This window comes from Methanosphaera sp. DEW79 (assembly GCF_003266085.1).
Lineage (GTDB): Archaea > Methanobacteriota > Methanobacteria > Methanobacteriales > Methanobacteriaceae > Methanosphaera > Methanosphaera stadtmanae.
The window spans coordinates 21,736-38,912 of the sequence record NZ_MUZW01000031.1; the positions used below are offsets into that span (position 1 = coordinate 21,736).

The 17,177-nt window shown below is 27.3% G+C and carries 16 protein-coding genes; 1 reads left to right on the forward strand and 15 read right to left on the reverse strand.

All coding sequences use genetic code 11. The features are described 5' to 3' along the window. Positions 1 to 343 precede the first annotated feature (343 nt). A complete protein-coding gene (locus tag BZ132_RS03060; RefSeq protein WP_286940471.1) occupies positions 344 to 7,741 on the reverse strand; it encodes an Ig-like domain repeat protein in 7,398 nt (2,465 codons plus the stop codon). Between the two features lie 696 nt (positions 7,742 to 8,437). Between BZ132_RS03060 and BZ132_RS03065 the strand changes: the two genes are divergently transcribed. Then, positions 8,438 to 8,575 carry a hypothetical protein gene (locus BZ132_RS03065; RefSeq protein ID WP_158005515.1) on the forward strand — a complete coding sequence of 46 codons (138 nt, stop codon included), beginning with the start codon at positions 8,438 to 8,440 and terminating at the stop codon, positions 8,573 to 8,575. Positions 8,576 to 8,754: 179 nt separating this feature from the next. Here BZ132_RS03065 and BZ132_RS03070 read toward each other — a convergent pair whose 3' ends face one another. From BZ132_RS03070 to rpl7ae, 14 genes are all read right to left on the reverse strand, one after another. Further along, on the reverse strand, positions 8,755 to 8,910 hold the full coding sequence (locus tag BZ132_RS03070) for a 30S ribosomal protein S27ae (RefSeq protein WP_011406218.1): 156 nt from the start codon (positions 8,908 to 8,910) through the stop codon (positions 8,755 to 8,757). A gap of 22 nt (positions 8,911 to 8,932) precedes the next feature. Further along, positions 8,933 to 9,250, reverse strand: coding sequence for a 30S ribosomal protein S24e (locus BZ132_RS03075; protein ID WP_011406219.1), 318 nt, complete (start codon positions 9,248 to 9,250; stop codon positions 8,933 to 8,935). Between the two features lie 7 nt (positions 9,251 to 9,257). Continuing rightward, the gene (locus tag BZ132_RS03080; protein ID WP_011406220.1) at positions 9,258 to 9,767 is read right to left on the reverse strand and encodes a GTP-dependent dephospho-CoA kinase family protein; all 510 of its coding nucleotides are present in this window, start codon (positions 9,765 to 9,767) and stop codon (positions 9,258 to 9,260) included. 17 nt (positions 9,768 to 9,784) lie between these two features. Then, positions 9,785 to 9,970 (reverse strand): transcription elongation factor subunit Spt4, encoded by a 186-nt coding sequence (gene spt4 / locus BZ132_RS03085; RefSeq protein ID WP_011406221.1) that lies wholly within the window; start codon positions 9,968 to 9,970, stop codon positions 9,785 to 9,787. Between the two features lie 25 nt (positions 9,971 to 9,995). Further along, entirely contained in the window at positions 9,996 to 10,544 is a 549-nt protein-coding gene (locus tag BZ132_RS03090) for a DNA-directed RNA polymerase (protein WP_286940489.1), read from the reverse strand. A gap of 26 nt (positions 10,545 to 10,570) precedes the next feature. Beyond that, complete coding sequence (locus tag BZ132_RS03095; protein ID WP_011406223.1) at positions 10,571 to 11,098, reverse strand: inorganic diphosphatase; 528 nt, start codon at positions 11,096 to 11,098, stop codon at positions 10,571 to 10,573. A 38-nt stretch (positions 11,099 to 11,136) separates the two neighbouring features. Beyond that, the gene (locus BZ132_RS03100) at positions 11,137 to 11,511 is read right to left on the reverse strand and encodes a PIN domain-containing protein (protein ID WP_286940490.1); all 375 of its coding nucleotides are present in this window, start codon (positions 11,509 to 11,511) and stop codon (positions 11,137 to 11,139) included. Positions 11,512 to 11,535: 24 nt separating this feature from the next. Continuing rightward, entirely contained in the window at positions 11,536 to 12,765 is a 1,230-nt protein-coding gene (locus BZ132_RS03105) for a translation initiation factor IF-2 subunit gamma (RefSeq protein ID WP_011406225.1), read from the reverse strand. Between the two features lie 58 nt (positions 12,766 to 12,823). Further along, the gene (locus tag BZ132_RS03110) at positions 12,824 to 13,216 is read right to left on the reverse strand and encodes a 30S ribosomal protein S6e (RefSeq protein WP_011406226.1); all 393 of its coding nucleotides are present in this window, start codon (positions 13,214 to 13,216) and stop codon (positions 12,824 to 12,826) included. Positions 13,217 to 13,288: 72 nt separating this feature from the next. After that, complete coding sequence (gene infB / locus BZ132_RS03115; protein WP_011406227.1) at positions 13,289 to 15,130, reverse strand: translation initiation factor IF-2; 1,842 nt, start codon at positions 15,128 to 15,130, stop codon at positions 13,289 to 13,291. Positions 15,131 to 15,521: 391 nt separating this feature from the next. Then, positions 15,522 to 15,980 (reverse strand): nucleoside-diphosphate kinase, encoded by a 459-nt coding sequence (gene ndk / locus BZ132_RS03120; protein ID WP_011406228.1) that lies wholly within the window; start codon positions 15,978 to 15,980, stop codon positions 15,522 to 15,524. Next, a complete protein-coding gene (locus tag BZ132_RS03125; protein WP_011406229.1) occupies positions 15,977 to 16,135 on the reverse strand; it encodes a 50S ribosomal protein L24e in 159 nt (52 codons plus the stop codon). Before BZ132_RS03125 ends, ndk begins: the two co-directional genes overlap by 4 nt. Positions 16,136 to 16,204: 69 nt before the next feature. After that, entirely contained in the window at positions 16,205 to 16,411 is a 207-nt protein-coding gene (locus BZ132_RS03130) for a 30S ribosomal protein S28e (RefSeq protein ID WP_011406230.1), read from the reverse strand. Positions 16,412 to 16,629: 218 nt separating this feature from the next. Next, positions 16,630 to 17,001 (reverse strand): 50S ribosomal protein L7Ae, encoded by a 372-nt coding sequence (rpl7ae, locus tag BZ132_RS03135; protein ID WP_011406231.1) that lies wholly within the window; start codon positions 16,999 to 17,001, stop codon positions 16,630 to 16,632. Positions 17,002 to 17,177: the final 176 nt, after the last annotated feature.

Consider the following 17,177-nt stretch of genomic DNA (forward strand, 5'->3'; position numbering starts at 1 on the left):
TTTAACTATTAAAAGACCTACTGTTTCTACATTCAAAAATCTAAAATATATCAAAAATTAAGTAATTAACTATAAAATAAAGTTATACTATGTAATTATATATATTGAAGCTCACTAATTATTATTTTGATTGATTTATATTTTCTTTTTTAAAATAATTAATATATCTGTAGTATAATATAAAAAAAGATAAATCATGTTTATATAGAAATAGATAAATTTCATAGATGTTACTAGAAAAAAAGAGACCTTTATCAGATATTCATTATTCTAATAAAAAAAAGGGAGGAGTGATAAACACTCTCTCCTTTAAAATTTCGTTGTGATAACATATGATACGTATTTATTCGATAATCAATGCATTTGTTGATTTACTACTGTTGTATAATTTGTTTTCTCCAGCTACAATAGTTAAGTTAAAGAGTGATTGTTTGTATATGGATAAATCAAGTGTTGCATTTAGTATACCATTAACTGCTATTGCATGGGTTATTGTTTTATTATTGAGTTTTATTGCTACTTTAGTTGTTCCTATTACTAAGTTTCCTTCTTCATCAATTATTTTTGCTTTTATAATTGCATTTTTGCTTCTGTTTAGATATTGTGGTTGGAGTATTACTTGTGTGTTGTGTTTTTCTAGTGTAAGTGTTGTGTTTGTTTCTATTCTATTGTATGTTTTATCCATTGCTACAGCAGTTAATGTATAATTTTTTGCACCTATGCTACTTGATAATTCATAATCAATAGATGCTATTCCATTATTTATTGCAGCATAAATTATGTCTCCATATTCATCTTTTAATGTTTTACCATTAATTTTGAATATAACTTTTCCTGTGTTTATTGGTGTGTTTTCTTTGGTGAATATGTATGATGTTATTTTTATTGTACTGCATACTTTTGTTGTTATTGGATTAATTATTTGTTTTACATCATAGTTATTTATAGATAATATGCCTGTATTTATTGTTGAGTTATAATAGTAGTTACCTTCATATATTGCAGTTATTTCATAATTACCAACATCATATTTACTAATATCTATTGTAAGTAATGCAATTTTATTTGTAATATTTACTTCTCCAACTGTCATATTATTAATTCTAAATTCTACAACTCCATCTAATAAATTACCATTTCCATCCATTAGTATTGCACTTAGTGTTGCCATGGATCCTGTATTTGTTATATTACCAACAAGGAGTTTTGTACTTGTTTTATCGATAATAATAGTACCTGTAGTAGTTTTCATTGCATAATTATCATTATCTTCATATGTAGCAGTTATTTTATAACTGGTTATATTAGAAAATGGTATTGTGTAATTTATTGATGCTTTTCCATCCATAACAGTTACTACTCCAATTACATTATTATCTATCTTGAAAGTTACATTTCCTTCTGATAATAAGTTATTTTTAATATCTGTTACTTTTGCAGTAATTGTTATGGTATCATTTACTTTTGCATGTATTGTACTGTTTTCTAATATTATATTAGTGTTTGTTTGTAGGTTTTCACGTGGTGTGTTATATTCTATTGTATTATTTAGGTTATCTGCACCTACAGCTGCATCTCCCTGAAGATTTGCTGAATTTAATGTATTATGTTTGATTATATTGTTGTATGTTGTATTAGTAAGTGTTATTGCATATACATCATCAGTGGTTATTTTATTGTACATTAATATGTTTCCATTTGAATTATCAAGATAATTAGCCATATTTCTTATATTTAAGTTTTCAATTGTATTATTATTAGATTTAAATATAAATAATGCATATTCATTTGGATTCATAGTGTTGTAATTACTAATACTTGTACTGTTTATTAGATTGTAGGATGAATCTATAAGTAGATATCCATAGAATAATCCAGAAGACATACTCTTTCTTGTATATAATAAATTAGACATATTTAGTGTATTGTAGTTTGCATTTTCGAATTTTACTCCAGTAAAGCTTTTTACTTCAGTACTAAGATATATGTCAACTATGTTTATGTAATTATTATCTCCTTGGATATATGTTCCTACTACTGTAGCATTTGAAGGTATTTGTTTTCTTGTAATAGGATCTAATACATTTACACTTATTGTTGATGTTGAAGTTAATGTGTTATTGTTTCCTTTTAGGATTATTGCATTTATTTGTGCTTTTTTATCAGAATAATAGATTATACTTAATAGATTACTATTTGTTGTTCTATTGAGTTTAATTTGGTTATTATCTCCATTTACTACTAATGAATCTACATCATTATAAGAGAATACAGTAATACCGCTAGTTGTTGCTATTTTATTATTATTTCCATTGATTTGTACTGCTATTGTTTTAGTTATATTATCATTTGTTATTCTGATTGATGAAATGTTTATGTTTGTATTGTTTGTATTTATTATTACTGTTTGAGCAATGTTTGTATTGTTTATTGTGAGTGCTGTGATATTTGTACCTTGTGCTTCTTTTGTTAATGTTATTGTTCCATTATATATTGTTCCATATGTTTGTATGAAGTTTATTGGTTTATTTATGATCATGTTTTTATTTATTAAATCTCCAATCATTTCTATTGTTTCACCAGTTTTTATTTCTGGTCGTAATATTCCGTTTTCATTAAAGAATTCATAGTATGTATCATCATTTAAAAGATAGTTTGTACTAAAGCTTGTTGGATTATTATCACGTACACGATTTTTTCCTTCAGTTAATATGGATTTATCACCATAAGTTTCTGATGTTACTAATGTGTTATATACTATAGTATTATTCTCTGATGTTTTATCAATAAACATTGTATATATTGTTTTTGAAAATATAGTGTTATTTTTTATTAAATTGTATGTTGAATTATGTATAACTATAGGTGTTCCATTTGCTTTATTTGTTATTGTAAGTGTGTTATTTTCTATATTTGAATTATTCATATTTTGTATTTTAATAAGTATTACATTTTCTGTATCTGTTGTTAATATGTTTTTATTGATTGTTGGATTTGTATTTTCTATATCAATATTAATACTACTTGTGGAGTTTGTATTTAATTTATTTGAATCTATTCCAACTGAAATATTACCTTTTACCACAATATTGGATGTGTAATTAGATGCTATTGTTTTAATAGTATTGGAAGATACAGATCTATATACTCTTGAAGTATTGATCATGTTATTAATCATATAAATACTTATTGCATTTTGTGTTCCAATGGTATTAATAATGTTAGAAGAATATCTAAGAGTATTAGCTACTGTATTCTTATCATATATTGAATATATAATAGTATCATTACCATTACCCTTTGTTATTATATTGTTACCATATAGCTGAAGTTGTATTTGATTATAATTAATATTTTTACTAATGTAGAGACTACTTGTATTTGTAGATCCAATTGTTGTAATATTATTATTTTGAATTGTAGGAGCTCCAGTTACATTGGATAAAACGATTGAATAAGTTTTATTAGGAGATATTGTTGTTATATTGTTATATAATAATCCAGTAGACCACAAGTATGTTGAATTTATAATTATGGAAGGTGTTTTTGTAGTTATATTCATATAAGATATAGAATTATCTCTTGAATTATTTAATATAATTGCATTTTTATTATCTGTGTTTATTATTGTTATGTTTTGTAGTGTTGATTTTTTACTTTGTTGTAATATGAATGTTCCATTATATACTGTTGCTGTTGTATAATTTCCTATAATTAATGTTGTATTGAATATGAAATCTTTATTATAGAAGTTTCCTTTTAATAATAAATGAATATCTGTCATATTTTCTGGTGCTACAAATGTACTATTTTCATTGAAATATTGTTTATAATTATCATCTGTTAAAATTATATTTTTATATGTTGGTTTATTATTATTTATAGTATTTGTTGTATTGTCTGCTTTTACACATTCATTTCCTACGAGTATATCTGCAATAAGTGTGTTTTTTATTATTGTATTATTTATACCTGTTAATTCTATTGTGTAATTTCCATTAGTCATGAAATTATTTGATTGTATTATATTATTATTACTACCTAGTATTACTACTGGTTTATTGTTTGTATTGGTTATTGTTACCTGGTTTATATTCATTGTTGTATTAGCAGAATCTATTGTTATGTTGTATGATTTTATGTTGGTTTGTTGTTGGAATATTGTTATATTTGTCACATTATTAAAGATTAGATTTTTATTTGTAAGTGTTCCTATTATTTGTATTTGTACATTATCACCAAAGGATGTTTTATAGTTTCCATTGTTATCAAAGTATCTGTTGTATAAAGTATCATTTAGTTTAACTAGTGTTGATAATGGTGTATTATTATTGTCTAATACATAATTATTATCAATATTATCTACTGAATCTACACCTACATATGTTTTTGATGTTAAATAGTTGTTAGATATATTATTATACTTATTATTTCCTATTTCTATTGCATATGTATCAGCAGTAGTTGTTATTTTAGTGTTATTTACTTTATTATTGTTTCCTCCAAGTATTACTCGACGATCTATTGTATTATTATTTATAATATTATAACTTCCAGTTATTTTTATTGCATAACCTTTATTATCATTATTTGCTAGTTTCATATTATTTGATTCAATTACTATATTTCCACTACCACTTGCTGTTATTAAAGCAGGATATACTGTATTTGAACCTAAAGTAATAAAAAGATCTGTTGGTGAAACTTTATTAAATGTATTATTAATTATATTAGCATATCGTGTTTTATCAGTTCCATGAGCTATATAAATACCAGTACAATTATCAAATGTATTATTTGTTACATTCAAGGCACTAGATATGGAATAAATATCTGTTTGACGGTTTCCTATAAAGGTACAGTCACGAATATTAGTTTGAAGACCACTTAGTCCATATGGGTTAAAGAAGTCAGCAGCTCCACTATTTACTGCTATTCCACTACCATACTTGAAAGTACTTGCACCACCATATGCACTATTATTTTGTAGTGTACAGTTTGTTATATTCATTATTCTGTCGTTGGTTATTGTTCCCCAACGTGCATAATTATTTCTAAATATTGAATTTACAATTACTGCTGTACCATTATTATAAATACCTGCACCAAAGTTTCCAGTACTTTCTGATTTTCTATTTTTTTCAAATAATGAATTATTTACAAGTAATGTTGAACCATTGTTGTTTCTAATACCTGCTCCTACTCCTGCACAATTATAGTAGAAGTACATATTATTTACTTCTAGATTTCCATAGTTATCTACTGGTGCTGTTGGATATTTACTTATTGAATCTCCACCATCAACTCCATATACCCATGCATGTTGCATTGTAAAATTAGTGATTGTTATAAGTCCATTTCCTTTTGTTATATTCATAAACCAGTTACCAGTTCCATTATCATATGGATTCCATACTTTTGAGTCACCCCATACTGTTGCTCCACCAACAGTATAATTTACTTCCCCATCAAGTATTGTGTTGTTTATTCCTTCTCCTATGAAGTTTATTTTATGATTTCCAGGTACTGTGAGGTTTGTGTTTCCAACACCTTTATATGTACCATTTAATATGTAGATGTTATATGTTTTATCTGGTGTTGTTTGGTTTATTGCTTTTGCTATTGTTTTAAATGGATTTGTCATTGTTCCTGTGTTATTATCTGAACCCATCTGTGATACATAATAATTTATTATTGTATCTTCTTTTTTTATTGAGTTAGTTGTTTTTAGGGGCATATTCATTGGTTCTATTGTTAATTTCATTTTGTCACGGCTTTGATTATATAATGAATTTTCACCATATAATGCAGTTATTGTAATATTTCTATTTGCCCATGATTTTGGTATGTTAAATTCTACTGTTTTAACTCCTGTTGTGTTAGTTAATGTTATTGTTTTTCCATTTACTTTCACTGTTATTTTTCCACGAATTACTGGTTTATTATTTTCATCAACAGTTTTAACAGTAATTTGCATTGTACTGTTTGCTATTGTGTTATTTGTGGTAATAGTTGTTTTTGTATTAACTTTGTTTAGTTTGAGTGTAGCATTCATACGTGCTGGATTATATTTATTTGTTCCACCATATACTACATTTATTGTATAATTTTTTGCAGTGTAATTATTTGGTATTTTATATTGTAGTGATGCTTGTCCTAATGTTACATTACTATGTCCTATTGTTTTACTGTTAATTTTAAATGCTACTTTTCCATTTGTTATAGGATTTTTTCCATCATAGAAGTATGATATTATATTAATTATCTCTCCAGGTTTTGCAGTTATATTATCTTGTTTTATTATTGTACCTTTGTATTTAATAGTTCCTGCTTTTATACCAGCTACATATAGATTAATATCATCAAATATAACATCTTTTAATGAACTTGTATCAAGTGTTAATGTATAATTATTTTCTGGACTTAAATATAATCCACTAGTATTTAATAATGGATTATCTGTTGTTATTGGATATTTATATGGTGCTACTCCAAATTTCTCTGCAGGACTATCATAATATTTTCCTTGAAGAATATATGAAAGAGTTACAGTATCATATTGTGTTATAATAGTATCATTTGTTTTACCATTTAATGCTAGAGCAACTGTATTATTAAAATCATTAAGTTTATTTTCCATGAAATAATTATTATTACCTAATATACCTCCACCATTAACAAAAATACAATGAGATATATTCTTTTGATTAGCATAACATACTAGGTTAATATTTCCATCATTATATCTTGCTAAAACTTTATTGTCTTGGAATAGACAATTATTTATAGTAGCATTACGTGCATTATTTCCCATTAAGGCAATTGCTCCTCCACTAGCTTGAAAATTACCTTTAACAATATTATTAGTAAATATTGAATTAAGGATTAGAGTATTTCCATCATGTTTGTAGATTGCTCCTCCTCGAAGATATTCATAGGGAATTGTTGTTGAAATATTATTATTATCAAATAAACAGTTATAAACTCTAAGATCTGATATGTAAGAGTATATTGCAGCACCTGCACTCCTTCTATGATTATCTATGAATTTTGAATTGTTAACTGTTAAATTACTATTACTACATATTGCATTATATCCATTTTTGAATGTAATATTGTTTATATAGACATTTATTTTTGTGGTGTTAAAGAAAAATATTCCATGTATTTTTTGTCCATTAAGTATTGTTTTATCTTTATCTTCTCCTTGGAATGTTATATGAGATACATTAGTATTTCCTACAACGAGGTTTTCTGTAAATTCATATTCACCATTCTTAAGATTTATTATATAATGTGTTTGGTTATCTCCATTTGTAAATGTGTTATTCCATGTATTTTTTAATGAATTAAAATCTGTTACAGTTTGTTCTTCTGTTTTAATTGTTGTATTGTCTTCTGATTTTAAATTTTTACTTTGTTTTTCTATATTGTCTGTATTTTTAATAGTTTTTGTTTTAATTTCTTTGTTTATATCTGTAGTTGAAACTTCATTTTTTGAATTATCTTTTATTATCGTAGTTTCTTTCTTTTCTAGAGTAAAATCTTTTGTTCTAATAGTATTTTTCTCACTTGCTTTTATTTCTTTAGTGTCTATTTTAGTATTATCTGTTTTGAAGTCTATTGTCTGTTTTTCTATTGAATCAGTCATTGTTGTGTTCGTGTCTGTTGCAGATATAACTGAAAGTCCTAGTAATAATACTATTAGTATTATTGAAGATATTAGTATCTTATTCTTCATTTTAATCATTTTCCTCCATAATTTAAATAAATTTTAAAAATAACTAAGATTTAACTTAGTTGTTACTTAATTTAAAAATAATTATAATTATATTTAACTAGATTTAACTAACTAAAATCAAGTTCTAAACTCACATATTATTCCTCTAATAAAGGGGGGGGGGAAAAATATATTTTAAAGACAAAATAAATTAAATTGATCTTTAATTTATACTATGAAATTCATTTTAGTGTTATTTAAATAATTTAAAGTTTTTTTTTATATGAAATAATATTAAATATCAAATTTCTTATACTATCTACATTATTGACTTAATGTTGTAGTGTTTGTTTTAATTTTTTGTAGTATTTAGAGAGGTGTAACAATTCTGTTTTCAATGTTTTTTCAAGAAGAGTTTGTTGTTGCTATGTTTATAATTATCAAATATTTGGTGTTATTTTGTATATTATATATACTAAAAATATGTATAATTAATAGGACAAAAAAATTTTCACACTCTTTCAAATATTAAAAAAAAAGTATTTGAATATAAAAAAAAGTTGTATTAAAAGAGCCATATTATTTATATTGTTATAATTATGACTCATAATGGTAATTATATATTATATAATATCTATTATGCAATGAAAAAATCTAGAAATAAATTCACACAAGGAAATAATTGATATAATTCTGAAACAATAAGAATAACAATAAATGATGATAAGCATCATACATTGTACCAATGTTCTTTATGAAGTAGTGGGTAATGAAATAATAATCTATATACATGGAGTAAGTAGTGAAAAACATTATCAATTACTTAAAATAACTAATATGTATAGAAGTAGATGAATTTTATAGATATATAGAGGAAATAACAGCTAAAAATAATAAATTTAAATACCAAGAAGAATAAGTTTAAGCCTCAACATAAAAAAATATTATAAAAAAATGGGTGGTGAAATAGGATATTTATGTATTTTTAGATTCGTGTTTTTATATATAATAATATATTTCTTATACTATTTAATTTATTCATTTTTCCATTGTGTGTATCCACAACGACCACATGCATATCTATCTCCATGGTCAGCCATGAAAATACCATGTGAACATCTTACACATTCAGGATTTTTTCTTACAATTTTACCATCTTTAACTTCATATAATTCATATTTTTTAGACATTACAATTCCCTTCTAGTAGTATTTATTCAGCATCTTCTGCTTCTTCTTCAGGTTCTTCTTCAGGTTCTTCATTTTTAGCAATCACTGATTTAGTTTCAATTTTTGCTAAACTTTCTGTTGAATCATAAATTTTTGCTAATCCAAATGCGGTTGGAACTCCGTAACTAGGCTTCATACTATCCACCACGAGGAGATCGTTAGATGAGTCTTCTAATGCAACAAGTTTATGTTTTACATCTAAGATAGTAGGTGTTCCTTCTGTAGGATATTCACATTCAAATTTAATTTCAGTCCTATTTAATAATGGGTTTTCTTTTTTCTCAATAATTTTAATTTCCATATTATCGTTATTCCTTATTTAATTGTTTATAAAAATGTTTTGCCTTATTAAAGGCTTCATTAACACAAACCAAAACAACACCTTCCTTTGGTTGTCCATAAAGAATAAAAGTGTCTTTTGGTGCATTTAATATACAGGGCAACACTGCTAAATCCTCTTCACCTTTTACTTCAATAATAACAGGATTATTACTAGTAGCAGTATTAATTGAATCGATACAAATCTTAACTAATTCATCAGTTATACATCCAGCAGGATTATTAACATGAACTAAATTATCTGTATGAGTTAATTTATGTTCAACAGGTTCTCTTTCAATTTTATTATCAACAATACAAATTTGTGGTTGAATATTTAATTTTATAAGATTTTTTGTTGTTGCATCACCTATACTAATTATAAGTTTATCTTCTGATAACTGTTGGTGTAATTTCTCTTCAATTATATCTATAGATTTATATAACTGCCCTAATGGTTTTTTTAATTCTGATCTTAAATATTTTGGTAATGTTAGCACAATTAGTCTCCTTTCAGTTATTTTCTAACTTTTAATGCATAACGGCCAGGGAAACTAATATTTAATTCTTTAGCTAGATCTGATTCATCAGGATTAAGTACTACAATCAATCCAGTCCAATCACTTGATGTTTCTGTCTTACATAAAGGACAAACTTTATCAAATGTTACACATCTACATCTTGGACATGCTCTTTCAGCCATTTTAATTCTCCTTTAATGTTCATACTTATTTCATGTTTTTAAGTTTTTCTTCTTCAATCCATTCAAAACGACCTAAACCAGGTTGTCTCATGGTTAAACCAATTTTACAATCTGTAGTTGAATTTCCTTTTAAACTTAATGCAACGATTCTTGCACGAACAAAGTCTGTTTCATCAAGAGATTTATTAGATTCCTTTGCAAGTAGAGCTCCACGTTTAACATCATAATTAATATAATCATTAGTTATTTGTGAAACATGCACTAGTCCATCCATAGGACCAATTCTTACAAAAGCACCAAATTCAATAATTTCAATAACTTCCCCATCTATTACTTCATGTAACATAGGTTTATAGAATAATGCATTGAATTTAACATGATAGAATGCAGCTCCATCACCAATAACAACCTTTCCCTCATTATGGTCAATAACTTCAGTAACCATAACTAAGATACCTAACTTTTTATCTAGTTTACCTACATACTGTTTGTTAAGTATAGTTGCTGTCACTTCTTCAAATGGCATGTCAAACATATTAGGTGGTACTCTTACTGTATCTTCAATAGTTGCTATTTCGTACACTTTGATACCTCACATGTCTATTCATATTTTTCTTTATAAAGTTCTATTGCATGTTTAACAGCATCTTTTGCTGCTTTATTGTCTTCCCAACCATTAACTTCTACAGTTTTATTTTCTAATGCTTTATATTGTGAGAAGAAATGTTCAATTTCTTTTAAGTAATGTTCAGGTAATTGGGAAATATCCTCAACATCTTTAAATCTAGGATCTTCTAGAGGTACTGCTAATAATTTATCATCACTATCTCCTTGATCTATCATTCTCATAATACCAATAGGTCTTGCTTCAATAATACATCCAGGGAATGTTGGTTGATCCATAATAACAAGTACATCAAAAGGATCTCCATCGTCCCATAAAGATTTAGGCATAAATCCATATTCTGCTGGGTAATGGAATGGTGAAAATAATACTCTATCAAGAGCTAAAGCTTCTTTTTCCTTATCATACTCATATTTATTACGAGATCCTTTAGGAATTTCTACAACTACTGTGATTTCATCAGGTACATTTGATCCTGCTTCTATATCTTTCCAAAGATTCATGGTTTTTCCTCCATAATTCATTTACTTCTATATTATCATCAATAGGTATTCGTTTTTATATAACCATCTACTTCTAGATATCTATGCTGTCTTAGATAAACAACAGTAATATTTCTTTTTCTTGCACGTTTGCGAAGAATTTTATCATTGGTACATAAAACATCTGTATCATTACAGAATTTTAATAATAAATTATCAACATGATCAGTTTTTTTAATATTAACAATATTAAAAGGTTCTTTATTTGCAATAGTATATGCAATACTTGCTGCTAATTTATTTTTTCCCTTTGACTTTTTTTTCAAAGTAGTCAGTTCATCAATAACAACAGATGGAACAATTAAATCATAATATGATGGTAACAGATTTTGTAATTCCATTACAATATCAACATCTAATTGAAACATCATCATCAAAAATTTGTATCAACTACTGCCCTATGCTTTGATGATTCCATAACCTATGAGCCTCCATCTAGCTCCTACACGACGACTTAAAGCAACACGTTGTCCATCTTCTGCACATACAGGTAATCTTAGTTTAACATCAACTTCATCTCCTCTAGCACTAGAGACAAGACCAACAGTTGTTGTTGTACCAATATTTATCATTAAGTTTTCAGAAGAATGTATAGGTTCTACATCAGTTTCATTTTTAGTACCAACAACTCTATCAAGTAAATGAGTTTCCATTGTAAACTCTTGAATAGTTGGTGGTAAAGTTCCAGGTTTTCCTGCAATAGATCCAGATAATGAATCTGATTTAGTTAATGATGGATCTAATAATAAAGCTACACCAATTAATCCTCCAGGACCAACTTCATCAACAAAATTATTTGCTGCTTCAAGTCCAGTGATTGTTGATGTTAAACTTTTCCATTCAGTTTTACCTTTATTTTTAACTTGAATTCCTGGTTTTATTTCAATTTCATCGCCAAGTTTAAGTTTTCCTTGTATTAAAGAACCTCCAATGATTCCACCATTGATTTTCTTTGGATGTGTACCAGGTTTATTAATATCAAATGATCTTGCTACATATAATTTAGGATTTTTACGTAGTGATCTTCTTGGTGTTTTCATATTTTTCTGTATAGTTTCAATTAATACATCAATATTTGCACCTTGTTGAGCTGATATAGGTATGATTGGTACTCCATCTGCACAAGTTCCTTTAACAAACTCTTTGATTTCATAATAGTTTTCAATTGCTTTTTCCTTAGGTACTGTATCAACTTTGTTTTGAACTACAATAACATTTTTCACACCAATAACATCTAATGCCATTAAATGTTCTTTAGTTTGGGGTTGAGGACATGGCTCATTTGCTCCTATAACAAGAATAGCTCCATCCATTATTGCAGCACCAGAAAGCATTGTTGCCATTAGGGTTTCATGTCCTGGTGAATCAACAAATGATACTTTTCTAAGTATTTCTGTTTTAGAACCACAGTGTTCACAAGTTTCTTTTGTAGTGTAACATTGAGGTGCTGGACATTCAGGACATGTTCTGAATGTTATATCAGCATAACCTAACCTTATTGAAATACCTCTTTTTGCTTCTTCACTATGTGTGTCGGTCCATATTCCAGATAAAGCTTTAGTTAATGTTGTTTTACCATGATCAACGTGACCTACTAATCCAATATTTATTTCGGATTGTACTTTCATAAGTTACACCTCCATATAGATAAATAAACAATTATTAAACTAATAATAATTGAATTATCTACTCTTCTTGTTCTTCTTCAGGTTCTGCAAAGATTTCAGCTAGTGTTTGTTCTCCTCTTTCTGAAACTTTAACATTTATTTGGGATATATCATCAGCAATAGTGTTTCCACGTACTGTTTTTCTTCTTCTTAATCCTTTTTTAGTAGGTTTAAATCCAGTTCCACCATTTACTAAACTTTTGAATCTTCTTGTTCCATCAACATCTTCTTTCATTGGGAAACCGTTTTTATCACTACCACCAGTAATTCTTAATTTGTAACCTTTTAATCCAAGAACTCCACCATTGAATTCTTCTCCAATTTTAAGGCCATTTACTGTTTTTGCATCTTTATCTTCCAATTCTAATTGGTATGTTACATCTTCATCTGATACTACTACTTTGTATACCATTGTATGTCTCCATTATTTTTTTTTAAGTATTCATTATCGTAGTTACTTAAATACTACATCATTATATTGAAATTAGTAGAAATCTTCATACTCATCTTCATCTAAAGTATCAAGTTCACTCCAATCAGTATTAATTACACCCCAATTTGAGTCTTCTGTTTCTTGTTTAATTTCTTGAAGTTCTTCCATTGTTAAAATTTCATCATCTAACAACTTATCTTTTAACTCATTGTTAATTGCAAAGAAATTTCTCTCAGACATATCAACATAGAGTACATCTCCTTCTTCGAAATCCTTTTCAAATACAGCATCACCTATAGCCATAGCAACTTGTGATCCTCTTGAAACTTTTGGAAGATTTTCTCCATTATCCTCCATACTTTCAACTCTACCAACAACATGACCCTTATCATTAATAAGAGTAACACCCTTTTCTATAATACCAGACATGATTTCAACTCCAGCAATAGCTGGTTTACTATGTCTAAATACTAATTTTGGCATGATTCTTATCTTTGAAGGGCGTATTATAGAAGCAAGTTTTGCCTTTTTCTGACGTTCTTTAGCACTATTTACCCAGTTGAGATAGTCTTCAGTTAACTGATATATAACTCTATCTTGGAATACCATGATATTTTGATCATTTAACTCATCCTCAGCAGATGGAAGAATATTAACATTAAATGCTATTATAACACCATATTTTTCATCTTCTTCATACATTATTGATGCATTAATAATATCTCTACGAGAAATATCACCAATTTCTGCTGATTTAATAGGAATATCTTTTGAATCTAAAATATTAACTAGTGCTTCTAAAGAACCAAGAGTATCTGCTTTAACTAATATACCTATATCATTAGTTTGTATACGTATATTATCTACTTCAGATAGTAATTCATCTTCTACTCTTATATTATCATCATTAGCTACTTTAAGTGGAGAACCAGATACTACATCATCTACATGTGGTGCCACAATTTTTACACCAGCTGCAGCTACAATTTGATTTGTATCTTCAAACATTGTTTTTGATTCTCTAATTTCTTCTAATGGTTTAGGTTTTAATAAAGATCTAATCTTAGTAGATATTACTTTATTTTCCTTTGTTAACATCATTATACGATCATCTTTATTGAGAACACCATCATAAAGAATCGTGTCAATAGTAAGTCCCAATCCTTTTTCTTCCTTAACTTCCAATACTGTACCAGATGCTGGTGCATCTTCTTCAATTTGTAATTGTTCATTTAAGTATTGGTATGCAAGACCTAAAAGCATTGTTAATAATTCTGGTAGTCCTTCACCAGTATATGCACTGATAGGTACAATGGTTATTTGACTTGCAAAATTACTTACTCTATCAAAACGTTCAGATTCAAATCCTTCTTCATGTAATGTTCCTACTATTTCATAGATTTTCTGATCTAAATCAAAAACAACATTTTTATGTTGATTTTGAACAGCTTTACTAAAGCATTCACCTTTAGTAGAATTCCATCCAGGAATTTTATCTATTTTATTAGCAGCAACAACAAATGGTGTTTTCGATGATTTTAATATGTTTAATGCCTCGTATGTTTGAGGTTTAAAACCTTCTGTTACATCCATTATAAGAATAGCTAAATCTGCTAATGATCCACCACGTTTACGTAGTGTTGTAAAAGCTTCGTGACCTGGTGTATCTATAAAGAATAATCCAGGTAATTGTTCTTGTATATTCATCTTTTCAAGGAATCCACCACAAATTGATGAAATAACATCCATTGGAATTTCTGTTGCACCAATATGTTGAGTTATACCTCCAGCTTCTTTTGATGCTATGGTACTTCCCCTAATATGATCCAATAAAGTGGTTTTTCCATGGTCTACATGACCTAAAACAGACACTATAGGTGATCTTGTTTTCATTTTTATCTCCCTAAAACATATATTCTATCTTTAAATTGAATTTAAAAATTTCTTTTTAGATTAAAATTTTATTTAACAATAGGTTAAATAAGTTTTGTTCTATTGAATCTTAAAATACTGAATACTGACATCTGTTATTGAATGTCCCTGAAAAAATCTTACCATCTTTGTAGAACACACTTATTTTTTTTATAATACTGAAATATTATCTATGAGTTTATTAATCAATAAATAGTTTTTTTTATTATTTTTTTTTACGCGTAAATTAAAATAAAATTTTGTTTTGGATTTTTGAAGTTATTGATTTAAACCTAAATTACTACTTCAATATTTTTTTACTATCTACATTTCAATTAATAGCAAAAAAGAGCAAATAAAAGAAAAAAAATTCTTATGGCTCTTCATATATTATATCTTCGTCTGGTAATTCATAATCACAGAATTCTGTTTCGTCGAAGAATAAATTAATTTCTCTTTGTGCTGATTCCTCTGAATCTGAAGCATGTACTATATTTCTACCAGTGTCGATTCCATAATCTCCACGAATAGTTCCAATATCTGCTTCTTTAGGATTAGTTGCACCAACCATTTTTCTTACTAGACTTATTACATCATCACCTTCTAAAACCATAGCAAACACTGGTCCGCTAGTAATGTATGATATTAAATCATTGAAGAATGGTTTATCACTATGTTCACCATAGTGTGTTTTTGCAAGGTCTTCTGAAATCATAAGAGTTTTTGCTGCTATTACTTTTAAACCACGTTTTTCAAATCTTGTTAAAATTTCACCTGTAAGTCTTCTTTTAACTGCATCTGGTTTTAACATGGTAAATGTTCTTTGTTTCATTGTTTAACCCACTTAACTTTCCTTGGAATTCTTCCAAGTTTATTGTTTTTTTCACATTTGCTGCTGCAGAAGAAAGAAATTGATCCATCTCTACGGACATACATTTTTCCTGTACCTTCTGGAATTTCTTCTCCACAGAATGAACATGTTCTCATTATTTAAACTCCTATAAGTATATAAAAAGAATATTCTTATACAATAAAAAAAGGTTTTAATCATAACTCCTATGGAGTTCTGATTTCTTTTGCTTCTCTTATAGTATCTAGTAACATTAATACGTCGCCTTCTTTTATAGCACCCATAACGTTTCTAGTGAGTATTCTTCCTTTATCTCTTCCATCAAGTATTCTGCATTTTACTTGCATTACTTCTCCAGTCATTCCTGTTCTTTTTAAAACTTCAATAACTTCTGCTGGAGTACCGTCTTCCATATAATCACCTTATAAATTTTGATTGGTTAAATAAAATATATAATAGCGAAGCTTACTTTTATAATAAAAAATTAAAGAAAGAACAATTTCATTAAATACAATACTCATTAAGAATATGTAATTTATTATATGAATCTATCTTTTTTTTATTGTAAATTTTGAATAATTACTTCTAAAAATTACGATACTTTATTTCCTAAGTATAGGTCCAATCATGATTAGTTTTTGAGTTCTGCAACTTTTTCGACTATTTCATCGACGAGTTCTTGGCCTTCACCAGCATCAATAATACATGCAGATGCTGTACCAACATTAAGTCCTGCAGCTTCTCCTAATTCTTCTTTGGTTGGGAGATATACGTAAGGAATTTCTTTTTCTTCTGCTAAAATAGGTAAGTGTGCTACAATTTCTGCAGGTTCAATATCTTCTGCAATTACTGCTAAAGCAACATTGTTTCTTTCGATGTTTTTTGTTACTTCGTTTGTTCCTTTTCCTATTTTACCTGTATCTCTTGCGATTTCTAAAGCTTCGTAAACTTTATCAGCTATTTCTTTTGGTACTTCAAATTTTACATATACTGAATTTGCCATTTAATGTCCTCCATTATCATCTGGCTTTTAACCATCCATAGCAAGTACTATTTAGATAACTACCAATTTTTTAAAATATACTTTTAAAAAACTATTTTTATTATATCTATAACGACTTGTTGTCTGATTAAATGACCTATTTAATAAAATATATTTATATAATAAAAAATATTCTA

Bases quoted from the DNA above. Each gene is read 5' to 3' on its own strand.
- BZ132_RS03100 (WP_286940490.1), bottom strand. From the start codon at position 11,511: ATGATGATGTTTCAATTAGATGTTGATATTGTAATGGAATTACAAAAT.
- BZ132_RS03065 (WP_158005515.1), top strand. From the start codon at position 8,438: ATGATGATAAGCATCATACATTGTACCAATGTTCTTTATGAAGTAGTG.
- spt4 (WP_011406221.1), bottom strand. From the start codon at position 9,970: ATGGCTGAAAGAGCATGTCCAAGATGTAGATGTGTAACATTTGATAAA.
- ndk (WP_011406228.1), bottom strand. From the start codon at position 15,980: ATGAAACAAAGAACATTTACCATGTTAAAACCAGATGCAGTTAAAAGA.
- BZ132_RS03105 (WP_011406225.1), bottom strand. From the start codon at position 12,765: ATGAAAGTACAATCCGAAATAAATATTGGATTAGTAGGTCACGTTGAT.
- BZ132_RS03095 (WP_011406223.1), bottom strand. From the start codon at position 11,098: ATGAATCTTTGGAAAGATATAGAAGCAGGATCAAATGTACCTGATGAA.
- rpl7ae (WP_011406231.1), bottom strand. From the start codon at position 17,001: ATGGCAAATTCAGTATATGTAAAATTTGAAGTACCAAAAGAAATAGCT.
- BZ132_RS03070 (WP_011406218.1), bottom strand. From the start codon at position 8,910: ATGTCTAAAAAATATGAATTATATGAAGTTAAAGATGGTAAAATTGTA.
- BZ132_RS03075 (WP_011406219.1), bottom strand. From the start codon at position 9,250: ATGGAAATTAAAATTATTGAGAAAAAAGAAAACCCATTATTAAATAGG.
- BZ132_RS03110 (WP_011406226.1), bottom strand. From the start codon at position 13,216: ATGGTATACAAAGTAGTAGTATCAGATGAAGATGTAACATACCAATTA.
- BZ132_RS03060 (WP_286940471.1), bottom strand. From the start codon at position 7,741: ATGAAGAATAAGATACTAATATCTTCAATAATACTAATAGTATTATTA.
- BZ132_RS03125 (WP_011406229.1), bottom strand. From the start codon at position 16,135: ATGAGAACATGTTCATTCTGTGGAGAAGAAATTCCAGAAGGTACAGGA.
- infB (WP_011406227.1), bottom strand. From the start codon at position 15,130: ATGAAAACAAGATCACCTATAGTGTCTGTTTTAGGTCATGTAGACCAT.
- BZ132_RS03130 (WP_011406230.1), bottom strand. From the start codon at position 16,411: ATGGAAGACGGTACTCCAGCAGAAGTTATTGAAGTTTTAAAAAGAACA.